The organism is Lysobacter sp. Root983 (genome assembly GCF_001429345.1).
Taxonomy (GTDB): Bacteria; Pseudomonadota; Gammaproteobacteria; order Xanthomonadales; family Xanthomonadaceae; genus Lysobacter.
Genome location: NZ_LMJO01000004.1, coordinates 35,862 through 58,673, shown reverse-complemented (window position 1 = coordinate 58,673; position 22,812 = coordinate 35,862). Strand labels below are relative to the sequence as shown.

The window sequence follows — 22,812 nt, the reverse complement described above, 5'->3', positions numbered from 1 at the left end:
GAACTCTTCTTCCGAACGCTGGTAGCCGATACCCAGCAGGGCGTACGGGTTCCAGTTGCGGCCTTCGGTGATGAAGTGGCGACGGAAGTCCAGCGAGACGCCGTACTGGCTCCACGACAGGTCCTGATCGGCGTCGAACTTCGGGTGCTGGTAGTTCAGCTCGCCGTCGATCGACCAGGTCGGGCTGATGAACTTGCCCACGCCCAGGCCCAGGAACGGCGCGTTACGCGTGCCGCGGTCGTTGTCCTGGATGTTCATGCCCGCCGAACCGGTGATGTACCAGCGGTCATCGAAATCCTGCGCGCTGGCCGCCTGGGCCAGACTCAGGCCACCCAGCAGGGCGGCGCAGAGGAGTTTCTTATTCATTTGTTATAGCTCCTTGGTTCAGAAAAATTTGGAAACCGCGTCTGCGAGGTTCCTACCAATTCAGGACAGCCGCCTTACGACGCCATCCCGCGCAGGTTAGGTTTGCCTATGTGAAAGCCATGTTAACAGGCATCTAACATTCGCGACGGCATCCGTGTTAAACGCCGGCGCCGCCGCGAACGTGAATCAGGGCTGAAACAGGCCCAGGAAGCCGGTGATGGGCTGCGCGTCCAACCGCGCCGGGTCCCGGGCCAGCGCGCACAGTGTATCGGCCTGCGCGGACGGCAGTCGGGCGCGGATCGCAGTCTCGAACTTGGCCATCAGCAAAGGCAGGCCCTCGGCGCGGCGGCGGCGATGGCCGACCGGGACATCGACCCGCACCGCCTCGGTGGCGCTGCCGTCGTCGAAGAACACCTGCACGGCGTTGCCGATGTAGCGCCGGTCGGGGTCGTGGTAGTCGCGGGTGAAGTCCGCATCTTCGACGACCGTCATCTGCGCGCGCAGCGCGTCGATGCGCGGATCGGCGGCGATGGCGTCGCCATAGTCCTCGGCCTGGAGCCGGCCGAAGATCAGCGGCACCGCCACCATGTATTGCAGGCAGTGATCGCGATCGGCGTAATTGGCCAACGGCCCGGTCTTGTCGATGATGCGGCGCCCGGCTTCCTGGGTGCGCAGTTCGATGCGCGCGATGCGGTCGAGGCGGTCGCGCACCTGCGGATGCAGACGCAGCGCGCATTCCACCGCGGTCTGGGCATGGAATTCGGCCGGATAGCTGATCTTGAACAGCACGTTCTCCATCACGTAGCTGCCGAAGGGGCGCTCGAACTCGAACGCGCGACCGCGCATGGCGACGTCGTAGAAACCCCAGGTCGGCGCGCTCAAGGCGCTGGGATAGCCGACCTCGCCCTTGACCGCGTTGAGCGCGTGCACGACCGCGCGCCGGCAGGCGTCGCCCGCCGCCCAGCTCTTGCGCGGGCCGGTGTTGGGCGCATGCCGGTAGGTGCGCAGTGCGCCGTTGTCGATCCAGGCCTGCGAGATCGCGCTCAGGATCGCCTCGCGCTCGCCGCCCAGCATGCGCGTGGCCAGCGCGGTCGAGGCCAGGCGCACCAGGATCACGTGATCCAGGCCGACCCGGTTGAAGGCGTTGCGCAAGGCGTAGCAGCCCTGGATCTCGTGGGCCTTGATCGCATGGCCCAGCACCTCGCGCACGCTCAGGCCGCGACCACCCGCGGCTTCGGCGCGCCGGCCCAGGTAGTCGGCCAGCGCGAGCAGCGTGCCCAGGTTGTCGGACGGATGCCCCCACTCGGCGGCCAGCCAGGTGTCGTTGAAATCCAGCCAGCGGATCTGGCTGCCGATGTTGTAGGCGGCCTGGGCCGGATCGAGTTCGTAGGCGGTGTACGGCACGCGCGCGCCGCCGCGCAGTTCCGCGCCCGGCACCAGCGGGCCCAGATGGGCGACGCAGGCCGGGTGCGCCATCGCCAGGGCCGCGCAGGCCAGCGAATCCAGCAGCATGGTGCGCGCGGTGGCGTAGGCCTCGTCGGAGTCGATGCGGACATCGAGCACGTAATCGGCGATCTCGCGCATCGGCGCGTCGTAGTCGGGACGGACGGCGGAACGGGGATCGGCGTGGCTCATGAGGGGCGGCGCGGCGGGGGCGAAGCGTCAGTCTGCGGCGCAGCATGTGCGGCCGGCGCGAACGCCGGGCCGGCGTTTGACGCCAAGGACGGAACGCAGCGAGTGGCGCAACGCGCTGGTGTTTGCCCCCGCTCGGGATCACCCTTGCGCTATGGACATTCCGACCCGCCTGCCCACCCTATTCCTGTCCCACGGTTCGCCGATGCTGGCGATCGAGGATTCCGCCGCCGGTCGCTTCCTGGACGGGCTGGGCGCGCAGTTGCCGTGGCCGAAGGCGATCGTGGTCGCCTCGGCGCATTTCATGACCGACCGGCCGATGCTGGGCGGACACCCGCAGCCGCATACCGTGCACGACTTCGGCGGCTTCCCGGCGCCGCTGTACCAGATCCAGTACCCCGCCCCGGGCGATCCGGGCCTGGCCGAGGCGATCCGCGCGCGCCTGGAGGAGGCCGGTTTGCATCCCAAGGTGCGCGAGTCGCACGGCTTGGATCACGGCATCTGGGTGCCCCTGCGGCGCATGTACCCGCAGGCTGGGATACCGGTGGTACCGCTGTCGGTGATGCCGCACGGCGACGCGGCCCAGCACTACGCGTTGGGTCGCGCGCTGGCGCCGCTGCGCGAGGAAGGCGTGCTGGTGATCGGCTCGGGCGGCTTCGTGCACAACCTGGGCGATCTGGACTGGCAACACCGCGACGCGCCGCTGGCGCCGTGGGCGCGCGAGTTCGGCGAGTGGATGCACGCGCGCCTGGACGCGCACGACCATGCCGCGCTGCTGGATTGGCAGGCGCAGGCGCCGCACGCGCGGCATGCGCATCCGACTGTCGAGCATCTGATGCCCTTGTTCGTGGCGATGGGCGCGGCCGGTGCGCAGGCCTCGGTGCGCACGATCCATCGATCGCACGAGATGGGCTCGTTGGCTTTGGATGCGTTTGCGTTCGATTGAGGGCGGGAAAAGCAAATCCCCCTCAATCCCCCTTTTTCAAAGGGGGAAGACTGGCGCGACGCAAGGCCTTCTGTGGGAGCGGCGTGAGCCGCGATCGAGCCGCACGCGCGGAGACGAAAAGCAAATTCCCCTCAATCCCCCTGTCCCATAGGGGGAAGGCCGGAGCGACGCAAGGCCTTCTGTGGGAGCGGCGGAGCCGCGATCGAGCCGCGCGCGCGGAGCCGAAAAGCAAATCCCCCTCAATCCCCCTTTTTCAAAGGGGGAAGACCGGCGCGACGCTACGCCTTCTGTGGGAGCGGCGTGAGCCGCGATCGAGCCGCACACGCGGAGACGAAAAGCAAATCCCCCTCAATCCCCCTTTTTCAAAGGGAGAAGACCAGGGCGCTCAAGGCACCGAGATTTCGTACTGCTCCCAAGGCGGATGCTCGCCGAAGCGTTCGGCCAGGAAATCGGCGAACGCGCGCACCCGCGGCGGAATCAGGCGGCGCTGCGGCATCACCGCGTAGATGCCGGATTCGGCGACGCCGTAGTCGGGCATCACCGGCACCAGCCGTTTCGCGCGCAGGTCCTCGTTGACGTGCCAGGTCGAATGCACGGCGATGCCCAGGCCGGCGACCGCGGCGTCGCGCAGCAGCTCGCCCAGGTTGCTTTCGAAACGCCCCGACACCCGTACCGCGACTTCGCGGCCGGCGCGGTCGTGCAGGCGCCACAGATCCTGGCGGCCCTGGCTGCCGACCAGGATCAGACACTCGTGGCGCGCGAGCTCCTCGGGCGAGTTGGGCATGCCGTGGCGGCGCACGTAGTCGGGCGAGGCGCAGATCACGCGCCGGTTCGGCGCCAGCTTGCGCGCGACCAGGCTGGAGTCCTCGAGCGCGCCGATCCGGATCGCCAGATCGAAACCGGAACTCACCAGGTCCAGCAATTGATCGTTGAGATTGACGCTGACCTTGACCCGCGGATGCAGGGCCAGGAATTCGGGCAGCAGCGGCGACAGGTACTGGCGCCCGAACGAGGCCGAGGCGGTCAGGCGCAGGGTGCCGGCGACGTCGGTCGCGGCCTGGCGCAGGCCGCCGGTCAGCGCCTCCAGGTCCTCGACCAGGGCACGGCCCTGTTCGGCCAAGGCCGCGCCCTCGGGGGTGGCGTGCAGCTGGCGCGTGGTCCGGTGCAACAGGCGCACGCCCAGGTCGCGTTCCAGCCGCTTCAGGCGCTGGCTGGCCACCGCCACCGACAGGTCCAGGCTGCGCGCGGCGGCGCTGATCGAGCCCAGATCGAGCACGCGCAGGAACAGGGCGAGGTCGCCGACTCGGTCCATGACCTATTCTCAACTATTTATTGAAACTGATTAGCCATCTTGGTGGTTTTAGCTAAAGATGCAAGCTTCCAGACTGCGCGCCTCCCCAGTGGATGCCCGACATGGAATCCCCCGCCCTTCCCCGCTCCGAAACCGGCGCCTCCAAGCCAGGCGCGCCCAAGCAGCGCATGCCGTTGGCCCTGTACGCCCTCACCGCCGGCGCCTTCGGCATCGGCACCACCGAATTCGTGATCATGGGCCTGCTGATGCAGGTCGCCGCCGACCTCCAGGTCACCATCGCCGCGGCCGGCCTGCTGATCTCCGGCTACGCCCTGGGCGTGTTCGTCGGCGCGCCGCTGCTGACCACCGCCACCCGGCGCCTGCCGCGCAAGACCGTGCTGGTCGCGCTGATGCTGATCTTCACCCTGGGCAACATCGCCTGTGCGATCGCGCCCAACTACACCACCCTGATGATCGCGCGCGTGATCACCTCGCTGGCGCACGGCACCTTCTTCGGCGTGGGCGCGGTAGTCGCGACCGGCCTGGTCTCGGAAGACCGCAAGGCCTCGGCGATCTCGATCATGTTCGTCGGCCTGACCGTGGCCACCCTGCTCGGCGTGCCCGCCGGCGCCTGGCTGGGCCTGCACCTGGGCTGGCGCGCGACGTTCTGGGCGGTGGCCGCGATCGGCGTGATCGCCACGATCGTGATCGCCACGCTGGTGCCCAAGGACAACGGCCAGCAGGAGAACGCCGCGCTGCGCGACGAGATCAAGGCGGTGACCCATCCGCAGGTGCTGCTGGGCCTGGCCATGACCGTGCTCGGCTTCGCCGGCGTGTTCACCGTGTTCACCTACATCCAGCCGATCCTGACCCAGGTCACCGGCTTCGCCGAAAGCGCCGTGTCGCCGATCCTGCTGGTGTTCGGCGTCGGCCTGATCGCCGGCAACCTGCTCGGCGGCCGCCTCGCCGACCGTCGCCTGGCGCCGGCCCTGGTCGGCACCCTGGTCGCACTGGCGGTGGTGCTGGGCCTGATGACCTTCGCCCTGCACAGCAAGATCGCGGCGGTGATCTTCGTCGCCCTGCTCGGCATCGCCGCCTTCGCCACGGTGTCGCCGATCCAGCTGTGGGTGTTGCAGAAGACCGACAGCGCCGGCCGCAACCTCGCCTCCAGCCTCAACATCGGCGCCTTCAACCTCGGCAACGCGCTCGGCGCCTGGCTGGGCGGCGCGGTGATCAACCTAGGCCTGGGCCTGGGCGCGGTGACTTGGGTGGCCGCGTTGGTGACGGTGTCGGGCATCGTGCTGGCGGTGTGGGCGGCGCGCCTGGACGCACCGCGCAAGCCGGCGCTGCAAGCCGCCGCGGCCTGTCCGGCCGCCTGATTCCTTCCTCCCCATTCCAAGGCGCAGCGTCGGACGCGCGCCTTCACTCTCAAGGAACTCCCTCATGGATACCCGCTTTCTCGGCAACTCCGGCTTCAAGGTGCCGGTCCTGGGCTTCGGCGCCGGCACTTTCGGCGGCAAGGGCCCGCTGTTCAGCGCCTGGGGCAATACCGACGTCGCCGAGGCGCGGCGTCTGATCGAGATCTGCCTGGAGGCCGGCGTGAATCTGTTCGACACCGCCGACGTGTATTCCGACGGCGCCTCCGAATCGATACTCGGCGCCGCCATCCAGGGCCGCCGCGATGAAGTCATCCTGTCGACCAAGATCAGCCTGCGCGCCGGCGAAGGCGCCAACGACGTCGGCGCCTCGCGTCATCATCTGATCCGCGCCGTCGATCGCGCCCTGCAGCGCCTGGGCACCGACTACATCGACCTGCTGCAACTGCATCACTTCGATGCGCAAACGCCGGTCGAGCAGGTCATGTCCACGCTCGACGACCTGGTCCGCGCCGGCAAGCTGCGCTACCTGGGCGTGTCCAACTATTCCGGCTGGCAGCTGATGAAGTCGCAGGCGGTCGCCGATCGCTACGGCTATTCGCGCTTCGTCGCCAACCAGACCTATTACTCGCTGGTCGGCCGCGACTACGAATGGGAGCTGATGCCGCTGGCGCAGGATCAGGGCGTGGGCGCGGTGGTGTGGAGCCCGCTGGGCTGGGGCCGGCTGACCGGCAAGATCCGCCGCGGCCAGCCGCTGCCCGAGGGCAGCCGCTTGCACGACACCGCCGGCTTCGCGCCGCCGGTGGAGGAGGAGCGCCTGTACCGCATCGTCGACGCGCTGGACGAGGTCGCCGCCGAAACCGGCAAGAGCGTGCCGCAGATCGCCCTGAACTGGCTGCTGCGGCGCCCGACGGTGTCCAGCGTGCTGATCGGTGCGCGCAACGAGGAACAACTGCGCCAGAACCTGGGCGCGGTCGGCTGGAGCCTCAGCGCCGAGCAGGTCGCCAAGCTCGACGACGCCAGCCGCGTCACGCCGCCTTATCCCTACTACCCGTATTGGAACGGCATGTTCTCCGAGCGCACGCCCGCGCCGGTCTGAACCGTCCGATGCTTCAGCCTGTTCTCGAATCCCTTCCCCACTTCAACGCGAGCACCGACATGAGCGCCTCCCTTTCCGGTTCCACCGCCGTCGTCACCGGTTCCACCGCGGGCATCGGCTATGCCATCGCCGAAGAACTCGCGCGCGCCGGCGCCGCCGTGGTCGTCAACGGCCGCAGCCAGGCCCGCGTCGATGCCGCGCTGGCTTCGCTGCGCGCCGCCGTGCCGGGCGCACAGCTCAGCGGCGTCGCCGCCGATCTCGCCAGCGCCCAGGGCGCGGCCGAGTTCATCGCCACGGTGCCGCAGACCGACATCCTGATCAACAACCTCGGCATCTTCGTGCCCACCGATTTCGCCAACATCGAAGACGAGGAATGGCAGCGCCTGTGGGATGCCAACGTGATGAGCGGCGTGCGCCTGTCGCGCCACTACTTCAGCGGCATGCTAGAACGCGATCGCGGCCGGGTGGTGTTCCTGTCCAGCGAGTCGGGCCTGCAGATCCCGGCCGAGATGATCCATTACGGCGTGACCAAGGCCGCGCAGATCGCGCTGGCGCGCGGCATGGCCCAGCTCACCGCCGGCACCCAGGTCACCGTCAACTCGGTGCTGGCCGGCCCGACCCGTTCCGAGGGAGTGGGCGTGTTCGTCGAGCAGCTCGCCGAGCAACAGGGCGTGAGCGCGGCCGAGTTCGAAAAGCAGTTCTTCCAGACCGTGCGCCCGACCTCGCTGCTGCGCCGCTTCGCCGAACCGGCCGAGATCGCGCGCGTGGTCGCCTTCGTCGCCAGCCCGGCGGCCTCGGTGGTCAACGGCTCGGCGATCCGCGCCGAAGGCGGCCTGGTGCTGTCCGCGTTCTGATTCCCTCATCCGCATTCAACGACCGAACCGTTTGGAGCCACTTATGAAAGCCGTCGCCCTCACCCGCTACCTGCCCATCGACGATCCCGAATCCCTGCTCGACGTCGAACTGCCCGACCCCGCCGCGCCGCAAGGCCACGACCTGCTGATCCAGGTCGAGGCGATCTCGGTCAATCCGGTCGACACCAAGGTGCGCGCGCCCAAGCCGAACGTGGAAGCGCAGCCGCGCGTGCTCGGCTACGACGCCGCCGGCACCGTGCTCGCGGTCGGCGACGCGGTCACCCGCTTCAAGGTCGGCGACCGCGTCTACTACGCTGGCGACATCACCCGCCCCGGCAGCAATGCGCAGTTGCAGCTGGTCGACGAGCGCGTGACCGGCCATGCGCCGAGCTCGCTGGACGCGGCCCAGGCCGCGGCCCTGCCGCTGACCGCGATCACCGCCTGGGAACTGCTGTTCCAGCGCATGCCCTACGACGCCGACCAGGGCGGCATCGGCAAGACCGTGCTGGTGATCGCCGGCGCCGGCGGCGTCGGCTCGATCGCGATCCAGCTCGCGCGCCGCGCCGGCTTCAACGTGATCGCGACCGCCTCGCGTCAGGAGACGATCGACTGGTGCCGCGCGATGGGCGCGCACGAAGTGATCGACCACCGCCAGCCGCTGCTGCCGCAGCTGCAGGCGCTGGGCCATGCCCAGGTCGAGGCGGTGCTGAACCTGGCCGACACCGACCGCTACTGGGACGCGATCGGCGAACTGCTGGCGCCGCAGGGCCATGTCGGCCTGATCGTCGAGCCCAGCGGCGCGCTCAAGATCGGCGATCCCTACAAGGCCAAGTGCATCGGCATCCATTGGGAAATGATGTTCGCGCGTCCGCGCTTCCAGACCGCCGACATGGTCGAGCAGGCGCGCATTCTGGACCGCGTCGCCAAGCTGATCGACGCCGGCGAACTGCGCGGCACCCACAGCGCGACCCTGGGCAAGATCGACGCGGCGACTCTGCGCGAGGCGCATCGCCGTCTCGAATCGGGCAGCACCGTCGGCAAGCTGACCCTGGCCGGCTGGTGATCGCGACGAGGCCGCGCGCATGAGCGCTACGTCCTGGCTGCTGTTCTGCAGTCTCGCGTTGCTGACCGCGTTCAGCCCCGGGCCGGCGGTGTTGCTGGCGGTATCCAACACCGCCGCGCACGGCGCGCGCCGCGCCCTGCTGGGCTCGGTCGGCAACGCCTTGGGCGTGTTCCTGGTCTCGGCGACCGCGATGCTGGGGTTGGGCGCCCTGCTCCAGACCTCGGCCTGGTTGTTCGGCGCGCTCAAGCTGGCCGGCGCGGCCTATCTGATCTGGCTGGGCCTGCGCCAATGGCGCGCTCGCGACGACCTGTTCGCGCGCGCGCCCGCCCAGGCCGGCGCGCCGCGGCGCATGTTCCTGCAAGGTCTGCTGGTGGCGACCACCAACCCCAAGAGCATCCTGTTCTTCACCGCCCTGCTGCCGCAATTCATGCGCGCCGACGCCGCGCTGCTGCCGCAGTTCTTCGCCCTGACCCTGACCTTCGCCGCCTGCACCGTGCTCTCGCACCTGTGCTACGTCGTGCTTGCCGGCGCCCTGCGCGGCTGGTTCGCGCAGCCGCGCCGCGCGCGCTGGTTCAATCGTGCGCTCGGCACCGGTTACGCGGCGATGGGGTTGAGTCTGTTACGGCTACGGCCGGCTGCTGTTTGAGCCGCGCGCACGAAGCAGGCGCCGCCATGAAAGACCGGACTCGGCCTGCGGCGCACCTGGTTATGTTCCGGCGAACCTTCGACGCGGTCGAAGGGGGGGGGCTGCGCTACGGACTCACCCAAATCTCAAGAGAACGCGGTGAAATTCCCTTTATAAACTTCGGAGTTTCCATCGACGGCACCAACCCGGTGGCTACGATATCGGCCGTCAGCCTTTGGGCCGCGTCTTCATCGTCCCGGTCGCCGTAGCGGACTTCACGCTTGCCCGCCGCGCTTGCGATCCGTTCGCCGCCACGTTGCGCACCGGGCGCGTTCGGCCACTTGCGTTGTACGCTCCGCCCAAACTCCTTCATTTGCTCGCGCGTGAGCGATCCCGCGAACTGGATCCACACCTGATAGTCGGCGTTGTCCTTACCCGGTTCGGCCACGGGCTTGCCCATCGCCTCCAACTTCGCCTTCAAGCCTTCGTTTTCGGTCAACAAGGTCTTGCGCTCAACATCCAGCCTTTCGCGCAGTTGAGACTCGTTCGTCGCACGCTCTTCGGCAGCCGCAATCCTCGCAATCTGCGCGGCTTTCAGGTCCGTCTCTTGCTGCTCGGCCAGCAAATAGGTGAGCCGAGACGTGGCCGCCGACCAAAACAAGGCGGTAAACAAAGCTAGGACGAACGCGCTGAGAGCGTAGGTCGTCCAATCGGAAGCGCCCAGAGTAATTGCCGCACGCCTCGCAGCATACTCGGCCTCCTCACCCAGACGCTTTGCCGACGCCTGCGGCCGCATTGGCTCCGAGCCGCGCGCTTCGAAGCCGGCCTTACGCAACATACGCAGCCCTACAGCATGCCCATGTACGATCAGCATGTCCGCCAACAACGGTGGGAACCGATCGAGGTCGGTCCTAATCTTGTTGAGTTTTTTCTGAGTCTCAGAGTCCAGACCGGATTCATCCGCCTCTGCTCGGATGCGGATATCCACCAACTGCATCCCTGTCAGCGCTATGCGGTGATCGGTGTTGTCGGCCACGCGCCGCATCATGATGTCCGACGCGCGCACGTTGCGTGAGACGATGTCCCACAACGAAGCATTCTGCTCCGTACGGAACGACGCGCCGGCATTACTCAGCACGACAGCGTCGGCCCGGCTTTGTCCGGTAGCCTTGTCGTGGATGAGCTTTTCGGCGCCGAGGTTGTCGTATACACCGCCGTCGGACAGATCGATGACGCCTTGCAGATCCGAGACTTCGACCTTATCCAGCATGCGTTCGCTGAGCCGCAGAGGCGGGAACATTGGCGGGAATGCGCTGGACGCAGTGACGGCGAACGCGACCCGGATCGATTCCGCAGGGGCCCCGTCAGACTGGAGCGGGCGATCGTCGCGCGCGAGCTTGCTGATCTCGAAACGCCCGGCCGAGAAACTGCACATTTCCCCGGACTTGAAGCTGGTGGACAGGATATGCAGCCGCGGCCTGGTCCGCGTGTCGTCGCCCGCAAGATCCTTCAACTTGGCGCCGCGATACAACGATTCGTATTCCCTTTCCAGCCAATAGGTGCGGCTGCCCCGGCCTAGAAGCCTGGGCAGCACGAGCAAGATCGATCCAATCCACCGCCGCACTACGCGGTTACGGATATCGCGATAGGCCAGCGCGCGGATCTGTTTGGCCATCGACTGGAAGTCGTCCTCCGACCCACAGTACTTTTCCCAATTCAGGACCAGATGCGCGGCCAGGATGCTGCCACCGGACACCGAATAGATTTCGCCGATACTTTCAAGCGCCGACCGGTCGCCGCGCCGCGCAGCGCGCAGACTCTGGATTACCCCCAGATGAAACAGCGTAGCGCGCAGCCCCCCGCCCGACAGACACAGCGCCAGCGACGCATCGTCGGTACGCGAAGTATTCGAGTCGGACATGGCATAGCCTCCCTGGCTGCTGCGGCATAGGCAGCGATTCCTGTCGCAACGATTTCCCTGTCGCAGTGCGCGACGGACGCTATCGGCGCCTACCTCAGACCTGCCGTGCTGCTGCCTGACCACCGCACCGCAGTCGATCGCGTCGCGTCCATCTTTTAGGACTCCATCACTCCAGTCAACTGCGCTCCGGAGGCAGGCGGGGAGGAGCAACGTGATGGCTAAGCGCATTCGTCCACATTGACCGGCACCAAAAATGATGACTTTGTGTTGACGATCGGCAGTGACACCACAAAATCTCGCTGTTCGCGCTGCCGCGCCCTGCGCATTCTTAAGCTATTGGAATGCGAGATTGGAAAATTCACTGAAGCAAAAAAAAGGGGCCGGCGATGCCGGCCCCTGCGCTTTCAAACAAGCTCACGCACTCAGACGTTGCGCGCGGCCTCGTAGCCGTTGAAGACCAGCGAGGCCGAGGCCCGTCCCTGGGTCAGCGAACGCAGCGCGGTGGTGTAGCCCGACAGCTGCGCCAGCGGCGCACGCGCGGAGACATCAGCGCGCGTGCCACGGTCGTCGATCGCCAGCACCCGGCCGGAGCGACGTTGCAGGTCGCCGACCACGTCGCCGACGTTGCCGGCGGGCGTGTCCACGACCAGCGTCATCACCGGCTCCAGCACCGTGGTGCCGTTGAGCGCCAGCGCCGCCTTCAGGGCCTCGCCCGCCGCGCGTTGGAACGCGAGTTCGGACGAATCCACCGCATGCGTCTCGCCGTCGACCAGGGTCACCGTGAGCCCGACCACCGGATAGCCGCGCGGGCCTTCCGTGAGCGCGCTGCGCAGTCCCTTTTCCGTCGCGTTGACGAAGTTGCGCGGGACCACGCCGCCGCTGGTGCGGTCGACGAACTCGAAGCGACCGTCCGTGCGCGGCTCGACATCGATGAGCACGCGCGCGAATTGTCCGATGCCGCCGTTTTGCTTCGACAACTTGCCTTCGACGCCCATGACGGCGCGGCTCGGCGTTTCCTGATAGGCCACGCGCGGCGAACCGGTGCGCACCTCGACCTTCCACTCCTGACGCAGGCGTTCCACCATCACCTCCAGGTGCAGCTCGCCCATGCCCCAGATCAGGGTTTCGCCGGTGTCCTCGTCGCTGCCGACGTGGAACGACGGATCTTCCTGGGCCAGGCTGGCCAAGCCCTGGCCGAGACGGATCAGATCGCCCGCGTTGGCCGCGCTCAGACGCCAGGACAGCACCGCCGGCTGGGCCTGGATCGCGTCCAGCACCAGCTTGCGATCGACCGCGCTCAGGGTTTCGCCGCTGACCGCGTCCTTCCAGCCCTGCACCGCAACGATCTCGCCCGCGTACGCGGCCTCGACGTCGCGGCCGCGATCGGCCTGGACCACGACCAGGCGGCCGACCCGAAGCGCGCGTTCGCGTCGCGAAGCCCAGACCGTGTCGCCGACCCGCAGCGTGCCCGAGTACAGGCGCACGAACGACAGCGCGCCGTGCTCCTTGTGCACGATCTTGAACACCAGGCCGGCCAAGGGACCGGACGCGTCCGGGGCCAGCGCGACCTCGCCCTGCTCGCTCTCGGCGCGCACCCACGGCCGATCCAGCGGCGACGGCAGGTAGTCGACGATCGCGTCCAGCAGCGGTTCCACGCCCTTGTTCTTGAACGCGGAGCCGGCCAGCACGGGCGTGCCCGCGCCGAGCAGCGTGGCGCGACGCAGCGCGGCCTTGAGCAGGCCGGCGTCGATCGCGCGCGCTTCCAGGTAGGCCTGGGCGAGTTCGTCGTCGTGATCGGCGACGGCCTCGATCAGGCGCTGGCGCAGCGGCTCGTAAGCGCGGCTGTCGTCGCCGTCCCAGGGCCGGCGCGCGATGGCGTCGTCGGGGCCCCACAGCACGATCTCGCGCGCGACGTAGTCGACCCAGCCGCGCAGCTCGCCCTCGGCGCCGATCGCCTGGCCCAGCGGCCACGGCTGCGCATCGAGCTTGTCGCGCATCTGCGCCAGCACGAAGTCCAGCGAGGCGCCGACCCGGTCCATCTTGTTGACGAACGCGATCATCGGCACGCCGTGCCGGCGCGCCTGGCGCCACACGGTTTCCGATTGCGGCTGCACGCCGTCGACCGCGCTGAACACGGCGACCGCGCCGTCGAGCACGCGCAGCGAACGCTCGACCTCGATCGCGAAGTCGATGTGGCCGGGCGTGTCGATGATGGTCAGGCGATGCTCGGCCCGACCCTGCGGCGCCCAATGCGTCTGTACGGCCGCGGCGCCGATGGTGATGCCGCGGTCCTTCTCGATCGGACTGAAGTCGGTGGTGGCGGCGCCGTCGTGGACTTCGCCGGTGCGATGGATCGCGCCCGTTTTCCACAACAGGCGTTCGGTGAGCGTGGTTTTGCCCGCATCGACGTGGGCGATGATGCCGAGATTGCGCCAGCGGGAGACAGTGGTGGTGTTCATGAGATTTTTCGCTATTCGTTGCCAACTCGGGAGGCCGCGCGACCCGGTTGGCGACGGGGCGCGCGGCTAGGTTTCGGTCTCGGCCGCGGTATTCACGACACGTTCTCCTTGGGATGGACGGGACTGCGGTGGATGGAAAACCGGCGCCGGAGCGCAGCGCCGGGCCGAACGACGGGCAAAAAAAAGCACCCTTGCGGGTGCTCGGTATCGTGTGGCGGCGGCGCGGTCGAATCAGCTCGACACGCGCTCGCAGATCACAGGAGGCAGGCGCACCCGGCCCGCGCTCTCGCACTGGGCATGCAGCGATATCAGTAGCGGGAACGACTTCATGGGCGGCGTGGCCGGGTTTCGGATGCTCATAAGAGTAGGGGCGGCCGCGCCGGAGTCAATCGTCCGCGCGATGCGATGTCTGGGATGCAGCGTTGCGGCGGCGCGCGCCGGCCTGCGCACCGCCTGGGCGGGCGCGCGGGCGCCTGGCGCACGCCGTGGTTGAATCGCGGCCGTTTTACCGGCATCGTGCGCGCTCCATACGCCAGCGTATTCGAGCATGACGGCCGCCAGCTCCCCGCCCGCAAGCCCTGCCGCCCCGCACCCCTTGTATCCCAAGCTGTTCGAGCCGCTGGACCTGGGCCACTGCGTCCTGCCCAACCGCGTGCTGATGGGCTCGATGCATACGGGGCTGGAGGACAAGGCCGCCGACTTCCCGAAGCTGGCGGCCTATTTCGGCGAGCGCGCGGCCGGCGGCGTCGGCCTGATCGTGACCGGCGGCTTCGCGCCCAACATCGTCGGCTGGCTCAAGCCCTTCGGCGGCAAGCTGAGCTGGCGCTGGGAAGTCGGCAAGCATCGCCAGGTGACCCAGGCCGTGCACGGCCACGGCGGCCGCATCTGCCTGCAGATCCTGCATGCCGGCCGCTACGGCTATCACCCGCTGCAGGTCGCGCCGTCCAAGCTCAAGGCGCCGATCAATCCGTTCACGCCGCGCGCGCTGTCGGGCATGGGCGTGCGCGCGCAGATCCGCGCCTTCGTCAACAGCGCCAGGCTCGCGCGCGAGGCCGGCTACGACGGCGTCGAGGTGATGGGCTCGGAAGGTTATCTGCTCAACCAGTTCACCGTGCCGCGCACCAACAAACGCGAGGACGAATGGGGCGGCGACGCCGCGCGCCGGATCGCGTTCGTGACCCGGATCGTGCGCGGCATCCGCGAGGCCTGCGGCCCGGATTTCATCATCATCTACCGGTTGTCGATGATCGACCTGGTCGATGGCGGTTCGACCTGGGAGGACGTGATCGCCCAGGCCCAGGCGATCGAGGCCGCGGGCGCCAGCCTGATCAACACCGGCATCGGTTGGCACGAGGCGCGCATCCCCACCATCGCCACCTCGGTGCCACGCGCGGCCTTCACCGGCATCACCGCGCGCCTGAAGCCGCACGTGGGCCTGCCGCTGATCGCCACCAACCGCATCAACATGCCCGACGTGGCCGAGCGCATCCTGCGCGAGGGCGAGGCCGACATGGTCTCGATGGCGCGGCCGCTGCTGGCCGACCCGGCCTGGGTCGCCAAGGCCCGCGACCGCCGCAGCGACGAAATCAACACCTGCATCGCCTGCAACCAGGCCTGCCTGGACCACGTGTTCGAGAACAAGCACGCCAGCTGTCTGGTCAATCCGCGCGCCTGCGCCGAGACCGAACTCAACTACCGCCCGACCGCGGCGCCCAAGCGGGTGGCGGTGGTCGGCGCGGGCCCGGCCGGCCTGGCCTGCGCGACGGTGGCGGCCGAACGCGGCCACCGTGTCACCCTGTTCGATGCCGCCCACGAGATCGGCGGCCAGTTCAACCTGGCCAAGCGGATCCCGGGCAAGGAAGAGTTCCACGAGACCCTGCGCTACTTCGCGCGCAAGATCGAAACCAGCGGCGTCGAGCTGCGTCTGAACACGCGCGCCGACGCGGCCGCGCTGGCCGGCTACGACGAGGTCGTGCTGGCCACCGGCATCGCCCCGCGCGCGGTCGATTTCCCCGGCGCCGACCATCCCAAGGTGCTCAGCTACCTGGACGTGCTGCGCGGCGGCGTGGTGCCCGGCGCCAAGGTCGCGATCGTCGGCGCCGGCGGCATCGGCTTCGACGTGGCCGAATACCTGGTGCACCCGGCCGGCCACGACAGTTCCAGCCTGGATCCGGCGCGCTGGCGCGCCGAATGGGGCGTGGACCTGGGCTACGGCGACAACCGCGGCGGCCTGGCCGAAGCGCGGCCGGAGCCGCCCGCGCGCCAGGTCTGGCTGCTGCAGCGCAGCGCCGGCAAACCAGGCGCGCGCCTGGGCAAGACCACCGGCTGGATCCACCGCGCCACCCTCAAGGCCAAGCAGGTGCGCATGCTCGGCGGCGTCGAATACCTGGGCGTGGACGACGAAGGCTTCCGCGTCCGCGTCGACGGCAGCGAACAACTGCTGGCGGTCGATCATGTGGTGATCTGCGCGGGCCAGGAACCGTTCAAGCCGCTGGCCGCGCAGCTGGCCGGCGACGGCCGCCCGGTGCACGTGATCGGCGGCGCCGACGTCGCCGCCGAACTGGACGCCAAGCGCGCGATCGCCCAGGGCAGCCGGGTCGCAGCGGCGCTGTAAAGCGTTTTCAGGGGAGCTGAACAGTGGTGGGCGTCACGCTCCCAGGGGCGTCTCGCGCCCCGGAGATACCCTTCCCTGGCAAGGCCTTAGCGCCTATTCAGAGTAAAAACTTGAGTTTTTTCGCGCACTTAGGTTTTTAGATTCAGCGGGCGTTTAGTTAGTCGCGGCTACCTTGCGCCAACTTTCACGCCGCCGCTTCAGGTGGCAACCCTCGCCGCCCGCGTCGTCCACGCGGTTCACGGCACGGGGCAAAAGCGCGCCGCAGAGCCGCTGCCCTCCCCAGTACGCCATGCCGGTCCACGCCGTGTCGTCCGTCCCCGCTAGGAGGGAACGGAAGCCCCAGTGCGGTCCAGCGCAACGGAGCAAGGAGTCAATATGAAACTCGCCTGGATCCTGTGGCTGGCCTCAGTGCTTCCGCCGCAGCCCGCCGATTCGCTGTGTTTGAGCACCACCGTCTACCTGGAAGCCCGCGACCAGTCCATCCGCGGCCAGAAGGCCGTGGCCGAGGTCGCCCTGCGTCGCCGCGACAGCGGTCTGTGGGGCGATTCGGTCTGCGAGGTGGTCACCGCCCGCAAGCAGTTCGCGCCGACCCTGGTGTCGCCGGGTACGCGTCTGAGCAACACCGAGGCCTGGGCCGAGTCGGTGCAGATCGCCCTGGAAGCCGAGCGCAACTGGGCCCTGCCGGCCGGCCAGCGCAAGGAGATCGTGCCGGGCGCCAGCCACTTCGCCGCCCACGCGATCGCCAGCCCGAGCTGGCGCAACGCCTACCAGGTCGCGACCATCGGCGATCACACCTTCTATCAGGTGCAGAAGCTGAAGCCGCGCAAGACCTGAGCAAGCGGGTAACGCGTAAGTAAGAAAGAGGAACGAGTGGATGCGCTCGTTCCTTTTGCTTTTTTGGGGCATGCGCGTCGGCGCACCGGTACAGCGAAGGAGCGCGGCACGAGTAGTAGCGCTACTCACTCGTTCCTCTTTACTCTGGACGCTTTCCTCGCCCCAAGGAGTCCGCCCATGAAGCTCTACACCAAGCCCGGCGCGTGTTCGACCGCCGACCACATCGCCTTGCAGTGGACCGGGCAGCCGTTCGAGGTGCAGGTGATGACGCGCGACGCGATGAAGGCGCCCGCGTTCCTGGCGATCAATCCGGCCGGCGCCGTGCCCGCGATCGAGGACGGCGATTTCGTGCTGACCCAGAACGCCGCGATCATGGGCTACATCGCCGACAGTTATCCGGACGCGCAACTCGCCGGCGACGGCAGCATCCAGCAGCGCGCGACCGCGGCGCGCTGGCTAGCGTTCGTGAACTCCGACCTGCACCCGGCCTTCCTGCCGCTGTTCGCGCCCACGCGTTTCTCCGAAGACGCCAGCGACCAGCCCGCGCTCAAGGACGCCGCGCACAAGCGCCTGCGCGCGCTGTACGAAGCCGCCGACCGTCAGCTCGAAGGCAAGCAGTGGCTGGCCGGTTTCCGCAGCTACGCCGATCCGTATCTGTACATCACCCTGCGTTGGGCCGACGGGCAGAAGATCGACCTCAGCGGCTTGAATAATCTGGCTGCGTTCAAGCAGCGGATGGAAGCCGATGCGGGCGTACACGCGGCGTTGCAGGCGGAAGGTTTGGCCTAAGAGGCGAGCGGCGATGCGCGCAGCTTGCGTTGCGCGCATCGCGACGAAGATTCGTGCGCGGCGGCAACCGCGCTATCGCGGAACCCCGAAGCCGCGCGACGATGCGGTTCGCCTTCGGCTCACCACATCCTACGAATGCCGCCTTTCACGGAGCTGCGATTGCCGTTGCCGTTGCCGTTGCCGTTGCCGTTGCCGCGGCATTGAAATCCAAAGGCACCGCACTTACACGACCAGTCGTAGACCCGTAGGGCGGCGCGCAGGACGCGCGCCGTTTTTCGAATGGACAGGGATGTCCATTCGAAAAATCCCGGCGCAAGCCTCGAACTCGCAGGGGAGGGTTGGTCCGTCACGCTAGCCCTTCTCTTTGGTTACTTTCTCTTGGGCTAGCAAGAGAAAGTGACCCGCATGCGCAGCAGGCGGAAGCCGTTGACCTTCGGTCAGAAGAGGCGACAGCAAAAGCAAAAGCAAATCCTCCCCAACCCTCCTTTGATAAAGGAGGGAGCTAGGAGCAAGAGAAAGTGACACGCATGCGCAGCAGCGGAAGCTGCTTGACCTTCGGTCAGAAAAGACGAAAGCGAAGCAACAGCAAATCCTCCCCAACCCCTCCTTTGATAAAGGAGGGAGCTAGGAGCAAGAACCTCCTGGCGTTCAGCCGCGCACGAACCTGCGGCTCGTAAGCCGCACGGCTTCACCCTTTTCCAAAGGAGGGAGCCAAAGAAGCGAAGACGCAGAGCCCGGAGCTGCGCGACGACGCGACCCGCCCATGGCGCGCCACATCCCACGGCTCGCTTGTGGAGCGTGGCGATAAAGGCCACCCGGCTACCGCGTCGCTACAGCTGCGCCGCCGCGCGTAGACGTCGGTCCAGCTCGTCCGCCCAGGCCGCATCCCGCGCCTTGGTCACCGCCGCGCGCAGGTCCGGCAACAATTTCGCCAGCTCGGCCAGATCGGTGGAACGCTCGATCTTGAGCTGCAGGAAGTAACCGCGCAGACCCAATTGTTCGCGCACCGCGTCGGACATCATGGCGTACAGCACGCCGTAACGATTCGCGGTATCGGCCATGGCCAGCCGTTGCGCAGCCTCCGTACCAGGGGCACCGGCCGGGTTCGGCACGTTCGCGGCCGCCAGCGTCGGCCTGGCCGCCGCCGGCGCCTGCGCGCCGATGCCGATCAATCCCAAGGCGACCAATTGATCCAGCGCGTCCGACGGCCCATGCAGACCCGCCGCCACTGCGCGCAACTGCGCCACATCGCGCTGTCCGTCGACCAACAACAACAAGGAGCGCAGGACGGTCGGCAGCTTGCGCGTGCGGTGCTCGATTTCGTCGCGCCCCGCTTCCGTCTTGTTCAAGATGTCCTGGTCGCGCATGGCCCCCTCCGGCACGCATCGGCATGGCCGGCATAGCGGCCGGCCGCAGGGCCGACGCTACGCCTATCGGCGCGCTCGCGATGCGATGCCGTTCGCGCTTTGCGAGCGCACCGGCCGACTATGCCATGCGCCGACCGCGCCGCCGGCGGCGTTAGACCAAAGAACGAGGCACAAAAAAAACAGGCCGCGCATCCGCGCGGCCTGTCCGGTACTGCGGGCGCGGCGCGAACGCCGGCGCGGGTCAGCGCTGCTCGATCGGCACGTAGGCGCGGTCTTCCGGGCCGGTGTAATTGGCGCTGGGGCGGATGATCTTGCCGTCCTCGCGCTGCTCGATCACGTGCGCGGCCCAGCCGGTGGTGCGCGCGATCACGAACAGCGGGGTGAACATCGGGGTCGGGATGCCCATCATGTGATAGGCCGACGCCGAGTACCAATCCAGGTTCGGGAACATCTTCTTCAGGTCCCACATCAGCGTCTCGATGCGCTCGCTGACGTCGAACAGGACCTGGTTGCCGCCGTCCTTGCACAGCGCGCGCGACAGCTCCTTGATGATGGGATTGCGCGGGTCGCCGATGGTGTAGACCGGGTGGCCGAAGCCGATCACGATTTCCTTGCGTTCGACCCGGGCGCGGATGTCGGCCTCGGCTTCGTCGGCGCTGGAGTAGCGCGAAATGATGTCCATCGCGACTTCGTTGGCGCCGCCGTGCTTGGGACCGCGCAGCGCGCCGATCGCGCCGGTGATGCACGAATGCAGGTCCGAACCGGTGCCGGCGATCACGCGCGCGGTGAAGGTCGAGGCGTTGAACTCGTGCTCGGCGTACAGGATCAGCGACTTGTCCAGCGAGTCTGCGTGCAGCGCGCTGGGCTCCTCGCCGTGCAGCAGGTGCAGGAAGTGCGCCGCCACGCTGTCGTCGTCGGTCTCGCAGTCGATGCGGCGGCCGTTGCGGGTGAAGTGCCACCAGTACAACAGCATCGAGCCGAAGCTGGCGATCAGGCGGTCGGCGATGTCGCGCGCCTCGCTGGCCGGGTGGCCTTCGCGCTCGGGCAGCACCGTGCCCAGCACCGAGCAGCCGGTGCGCATCACGTCCATCGGGTGGGCGTTGGCCGGCACCAGCTCCAGCGCCTCGGTCACGATCGCGGGCAGGCCGCGCAGACGCTTGAGCTTGAGCTTGTAGGCCTTGAGCTGGGAAGCGGTGGGCAGCGCGCCGTGGACCAGCAGGTGGGCCACTTCCTCGAAGGTCGACTTGGTCGCCAGGTCGTGGATGTCGTAGCCGCGGTAATGCAGATCGTTGCCGCTGCGGCCGACCGTGCACAGGGCGGTGTTGCCGGCCGCGGTGCCGCTGAGGGCGACCGACTTCTTGGCCTTGGGCAGAACTTGGGTGGCGTTGTCGCTCATCGGAATTCCTTGTTATTTGTCTTGCGCGAAGAGCTGGTCGAGCTTGTCTTCGTAAGCGTGATAGTTGAGGAAGTCGTACAGCTGCGCGCGCGTCTGCAGGGTATCGACGATGTTCTTCTGCGTGCCTTCGCGGCGCACGGTCTCGTAGAAATGCAGCGCGGCCTTGTTCATGGCGCGATAGGCGCCGCAGCAGTACAGGGCGATATCGACGCCGGCGTCGCGCAGTTCGTCGGTGGTGAAAAACGGGGTGGAGCCGAATTCGGTCAGGTTGGCCAGGATCGGCACCTTCACCGCGGCCTTGAAGCGGCGGTAGTCCTCGAGCGTGTTCATGGCCTCGGGGAAGATCATGTCGGCGCCGGCCTCGACGTAGGCCACCGCGCGCTCGATCGCCGAGTCGATGCCCTCGACCGCGGCCGCGTCGGTGCGCGCCATGATCACGAACTGCTCGTCGGTGCGCGCGTCGACCGCGGACTTCACCCGGTCGACCATTTCCTGCTTGCTCACCACTTCCTTGCCCGGACGGTGGCCGCAGCGCTTCTGGCCGACCTGGTCTTCCATGTGCACGGCGGCGACGCCGACGTTGATGAAGGAGCGGATGGTACGGCCGATGTTGAAGGCGCCGCCCCAGCCGGTGTCGATGTCGACCAGCAGCGGCAGGCCGGTGGCGTCGACGATGCGGCGCGCGTCGGTGAGCACGTCTTCCATGGTGCTGATGCCCAGATCGGGCACGCCCAGCGAATTGGCGGCGACGCCGCCGCCGGACAGGTACAGCGCCTTGTAACCGGTGCGCTTGGCCATCAGGCCGGCATAGGCGGTGATCGCGCCCATCACCTGCAAGGGCGATTCGGCGGCTAGAGCGGCGCGGAACTGCGCGCCGGCGGAAGGATGGCTCATGCTGGCTCCGTTGTGATCGGCCCCGGGACTCAGGGGCGATCCGGCCATTTTACCCCAGCCGTCCGAGCCGGCCGGCACCCTCCGCCCCGGCCGACCACGCCGAGTCCGGCCGTTGGGGCCACGCCGGGCGCTCAGCCTATGGTCTGGACCACCCGGCCTTCGGCGTCCTTGATCTGGGTCTTGCGCACCAGGAAGGACAGCAGGTCGAAACTGCGCAGGGGGTACTGGCCCTCGCGCGCCTGCAGGTTCGCGACCAGCTCGCGCAGGGTGTCGGCGGTCAGGCTCAGGCGCAGGTCCGCGCCGTCGGCCGTGGCGGCATTGCGCCGGGCGTGCTCGAACTCGATCCGGCACTCCGCCCCGACCAGCGCGAACGGCTTGGCGAACGGCAGCCGCAGCGGCAGCAGCGCCAGCAACTCGCCGACCTGGCGCGCGCCCAGCACCACCGTGGTCAGCGGCTTGCGCCAGCGCCGTGCCTGTTGCTGCCAGGACAGGCCGTCGACGAACACGAAGCCGGTGTCGGAGCCGTCACTGGCGGTGCCGGCGGCGATCTCGGCGGCGATCTCCGACTCCTGCATCAACGAGTCGCGCTCCAGATCGGTGATCCACAGCGGCATGTGCGGCTCGAACGCCTGCAGCACCTTGCGCGTCGACCAGCGCTTGAGCGCGAGTTCCTCCTCATTGGTTAGGCCGACCACCTGCAGGAACTCGAGCTTTCCGTGCGGGCTGTCGATCTCGCCCAGTTCGGGATCGCGCACGAACGCCACCGAGCGGATGCGGGTGTCGCTGTCCGCCGCGATCGGGCCGTTGGCGTTGAGGTAGTGGCCGTCGGCGAAGGCGTTGCCGCTGCCGACGACGTAGCGCGCGAGGTTCTGCAGGAAGTTCAGCGCCCACACCGGGGGCTCGCTCGCATCGCTGTCGTCGCGCAGGCGGAAGGTCAGCTCGAAGCCCCAACCGCTGCGCTCGGGATCCTCGGATTCCTTGGCGTACAACTCGGACAGGCCGTAGCTGACGAAGTGCCAGTGCGGCACCGGCTGCTCGCGCTTGTAGGCGCTGATGCCGTCCAGCGGATCCGGGCCGCCCAGCGCGTGTTTGATCAAGGTGCCGTAGTGGCGCGGTTCCTGCTCGCCGTACAACGGCGCCAGCGCGCGATCGATCGCGTCCCAGCCGGCCTGGTCCGGGTTGCGATCGTCGTTACCGCCCTCGTCGTGTTCCATCGTGTCGGCCGCGTTCGGTGGCAGTGAAGGGCTCATGGTAGCGGAGCGCGCAGCAAGGCGGCGTCAAACGCG

Annotated in this window: 18 protein-coding genes; 9 read left to right on the top strand and 9 right to left on the bottom strand. The window is 68.0% G+C overall.

From position 1 onward, the window contains the following. Positions 1-366, bottom strand: a 366-nt coding sequence (locus ASE43_RS07225; RefSeq protein ID WP_157499719.1) for an outer membrane beta-barrel protein, incomplete at its 3' end; no start/stop codon positions are given. A gap of 186 nt (positions 367-552) precedes the next feature. Next, positions 553-2,001, bottom strand: coding sequence for a bifunctional 2-methylcitrate dehydratase/aconitate hydratase (locus ASE43_RS07220; protein ID WP_057160009.1), 1,449 nt, complete (start codon positions 1,999-2,001; stop codon positions 553-555). A 151-nt stretch (positions 2,002-2,152) separates the two neighbouring features. Here ASE43_RS07220 and ASE43_RS07215 point away from each other — a divergent pair, with 151 nt between their 5' ends. Continuing rightward, complete coding sequence (locus ASE43_RS07215) at positions 2,153-2,944, top strand: class III extradiol ring-cleavage dioxygenase (protein WP_057160008.1); 792 nt, start codon at positions 2,153-2,155, stop codon at positions 2,942-2,944. A 385-nt stretch (positions 2,945-3,329) separates the two neighbouring features. On the opposite strand, the gene ASE43_RS07210 is transcribed toward ASE43_RS07215, so the two are convergent. Then, positions 3,330-4,256: a LysR family transcriptional regulator gene (locus ASE43_RS07210; RefSeq protein ID WP_056172434.1), complete on the bottom strand. Its 927-nt coding sequence runs from the start codon at positions 4,254-4,256 to the stop codon at positions 3,330-3,332. 167 nt (positions 4,257-4,423) lie between these two features. Here ASE43_RS07210 and ASE43_RS07205 point away from each other — a divergent pair, with 167 nt between their 5' ends. The 5 genes from ASE43_RS07205 to ASE43_RS07185 all read left to right on the top strand — a co-directional run bounded on the left by ASE43_RS07205 (position 4,424) and on the right by ASE43_RS07185 (position 9,273). Continuing rightward, on the top strand, positions 4,424-5,614 hold the full coding sequence (locus ASE43_RS07205) for an MFS transporter (RefSeq protein WP_057160012.1): 1,191 nt from the start codon (positions 4,424-4,426) through the stop codon (positions 5,612-5,614). 64 nt (positions 5,615-5,678) lie between these two features. Then, complete coding sequence (locus tag ASE43_RS07200) at positions 5,679-6,710, top strand: aldo/keto reductase (protein WP_057160007.1); 1,032 nt, start codon at positions 5,679-5,681, stop codon at positions 6,708-6,710. 59 nt (positions 6,711-6,769) lie between these two features. Then, positions 6,770-7,564, top strand: a complete 795-nt coding sequence (locus ASE43_RS07195) for an SDR family oxidoreductase (protein ID WP_057160006.1) — start codon at positions 6,770-6,772, stop codon at positions 7,562-7,564. A gap of 43 nt (positions 7,565-7,607) precedes the next feature. Beyond that, a complete protein-coding gene (locus ASE43_RS07190) occupies positions 7,608-8,627 on the top strand; it encodes a zinc-binding alcohol dehydrogenase family protein (protein WP_057160005.1) in 1,020 nt (339 codons plus the stop codon). Between the two features lie 19 nt (positions 8,628-8,646). Beyond that, positions 8,647-9,273: a LysE family translocator gene (locus tag ASE43_RS07185; RefSeq protein WP_057160004.1), complete on the top strand. Its 627-nt coding sequence runs from the start codon at positions 8,647-8,649 to the stop codon at positions 9,271-9,273. Positions 9,274-9,379: 106 nt separating this feature from the next. On the opposite strand, the gene ASE43_RS07180 is transcribed toward ASE43_RS07185, so the two are convergent. Then, positions 9,380-11,173, bottom strand: a complete 1,794-nt coding sequence (locus ASE43_RS07180; RefSeq protein WP_057160003.1) for a patatin-like phospholipase family protein — start codon at positions 11,171-11,173, stop codon at positions 9,380-9,382. A gap of 422 nt (positions 11,174-11,595) precedes the next feature. Beyond that, positions 11,596-13,632 (bottom strand): elongation factor G, encoded by a 2,037-nt coding sequence (gene fusA, locus ASE43_RS07175; protein WP_057160002.1) that lies wholly within the window; start codon positions 13,630-13,632, stop codon positions 11,596-11,598. A 547-nt stretch (positions 13,633-14,179) separates the two neighbouring features. Here fusA and ASE43_RS07170 point away from each other — a divergent pair. From ASE43_RS07170 to ASE43_RS07160, 3 genes are all read left to right on the top strand, one after another. Beyond that, positions 14,180-16,246, top strand: coding sequence for an NADPH-dependent 2,4-dienoyl-CoA reductase (locus tag ASE43_RS07170; RefSeq protein ID WP_057160001.1), 2,067 nt, complete (start codon positions 14,180-14,182; stop codon positions 16,244-16,246). Between the two features lie 375 nt (positions 16,247-16,621). Further along, on the top strand, positions 16,622-17,080 hold the full coding sequence (locus ASE43_RS07165) for a cell wall hydrolase (protein WP_056172412.1): 459 nt from the start codon (positions 16,622-16,624) through the stop codon (positions 17,078-17,080). A gap of 177 nt (positions 17,081-17,257) precedes the next feature. After that, positions 17,258-17,869, top strand: coding sequence for a glutathione S-transferase N-terminal domain-containing protein (locus tag ASE43_RS07160; protein ID WP_057160000.1), 612 nt, complete (start codon positions 17,258-17,260; stop codon positions 17,867-17,869). Positions 17,870-18,699: 830 nt separating this feature from the next. On the opposite strand, the gene ASE43_RS07155 is transcribed toward ASE43_RS07160, so the two are convergent. The 4 genes from ASE43_RS07155 to ASE43_RS07140 form a co-directional block, all read right to left on the bottom strand. Further along, positions 18,700-19,236, bottom strand: a complete 537-nt coding sequence (locus ASE43_RS07155; RefSeq protein ID WP_056172407.1) for a hypothetical protein — start codon at positions 19,234-19,236, stop codon at positions 18,700-18,702. A 241-nt stretch (positions 19,237-19,477) separates the two neighbouring features. After that, entirely contained in the window at positions 19,478-20,632 is a 1,155-nt protein-coding gene (gene prpC, locus ASE43_RS07150) for a 2-methylcitrate synthase (protein ID WP_057159999.1), read from the bottom strand. A gap of 12 nt (positions 20,633-20,644) precedes the next feature. Further along, a complete protein-coding gene (prpB, locus tag ASE43_RS07145) occupies positions 20,645-21,526 on the bottom strand; it encodes a methylisocitrate lyase (protein WP_056172401.1) in 882 nt (293 codons plus the stop codon). A gap of 131 nt (positions 21,527-21,657) precedes the next feature. Further along, positions 21,658-22,776: a suppressor of fused domain protein gene (locus ASE43_RS07140; RefSeq protein ID WP_235568664.1), complete on the bottom strand. Its 1,119-nt coding sequence runs from the start codon at positions 22,774-22,776 to the stop codon at positions 21,658-21,660. Positions 22,777-22,812 lie beyond the last annotated feature (36 nt).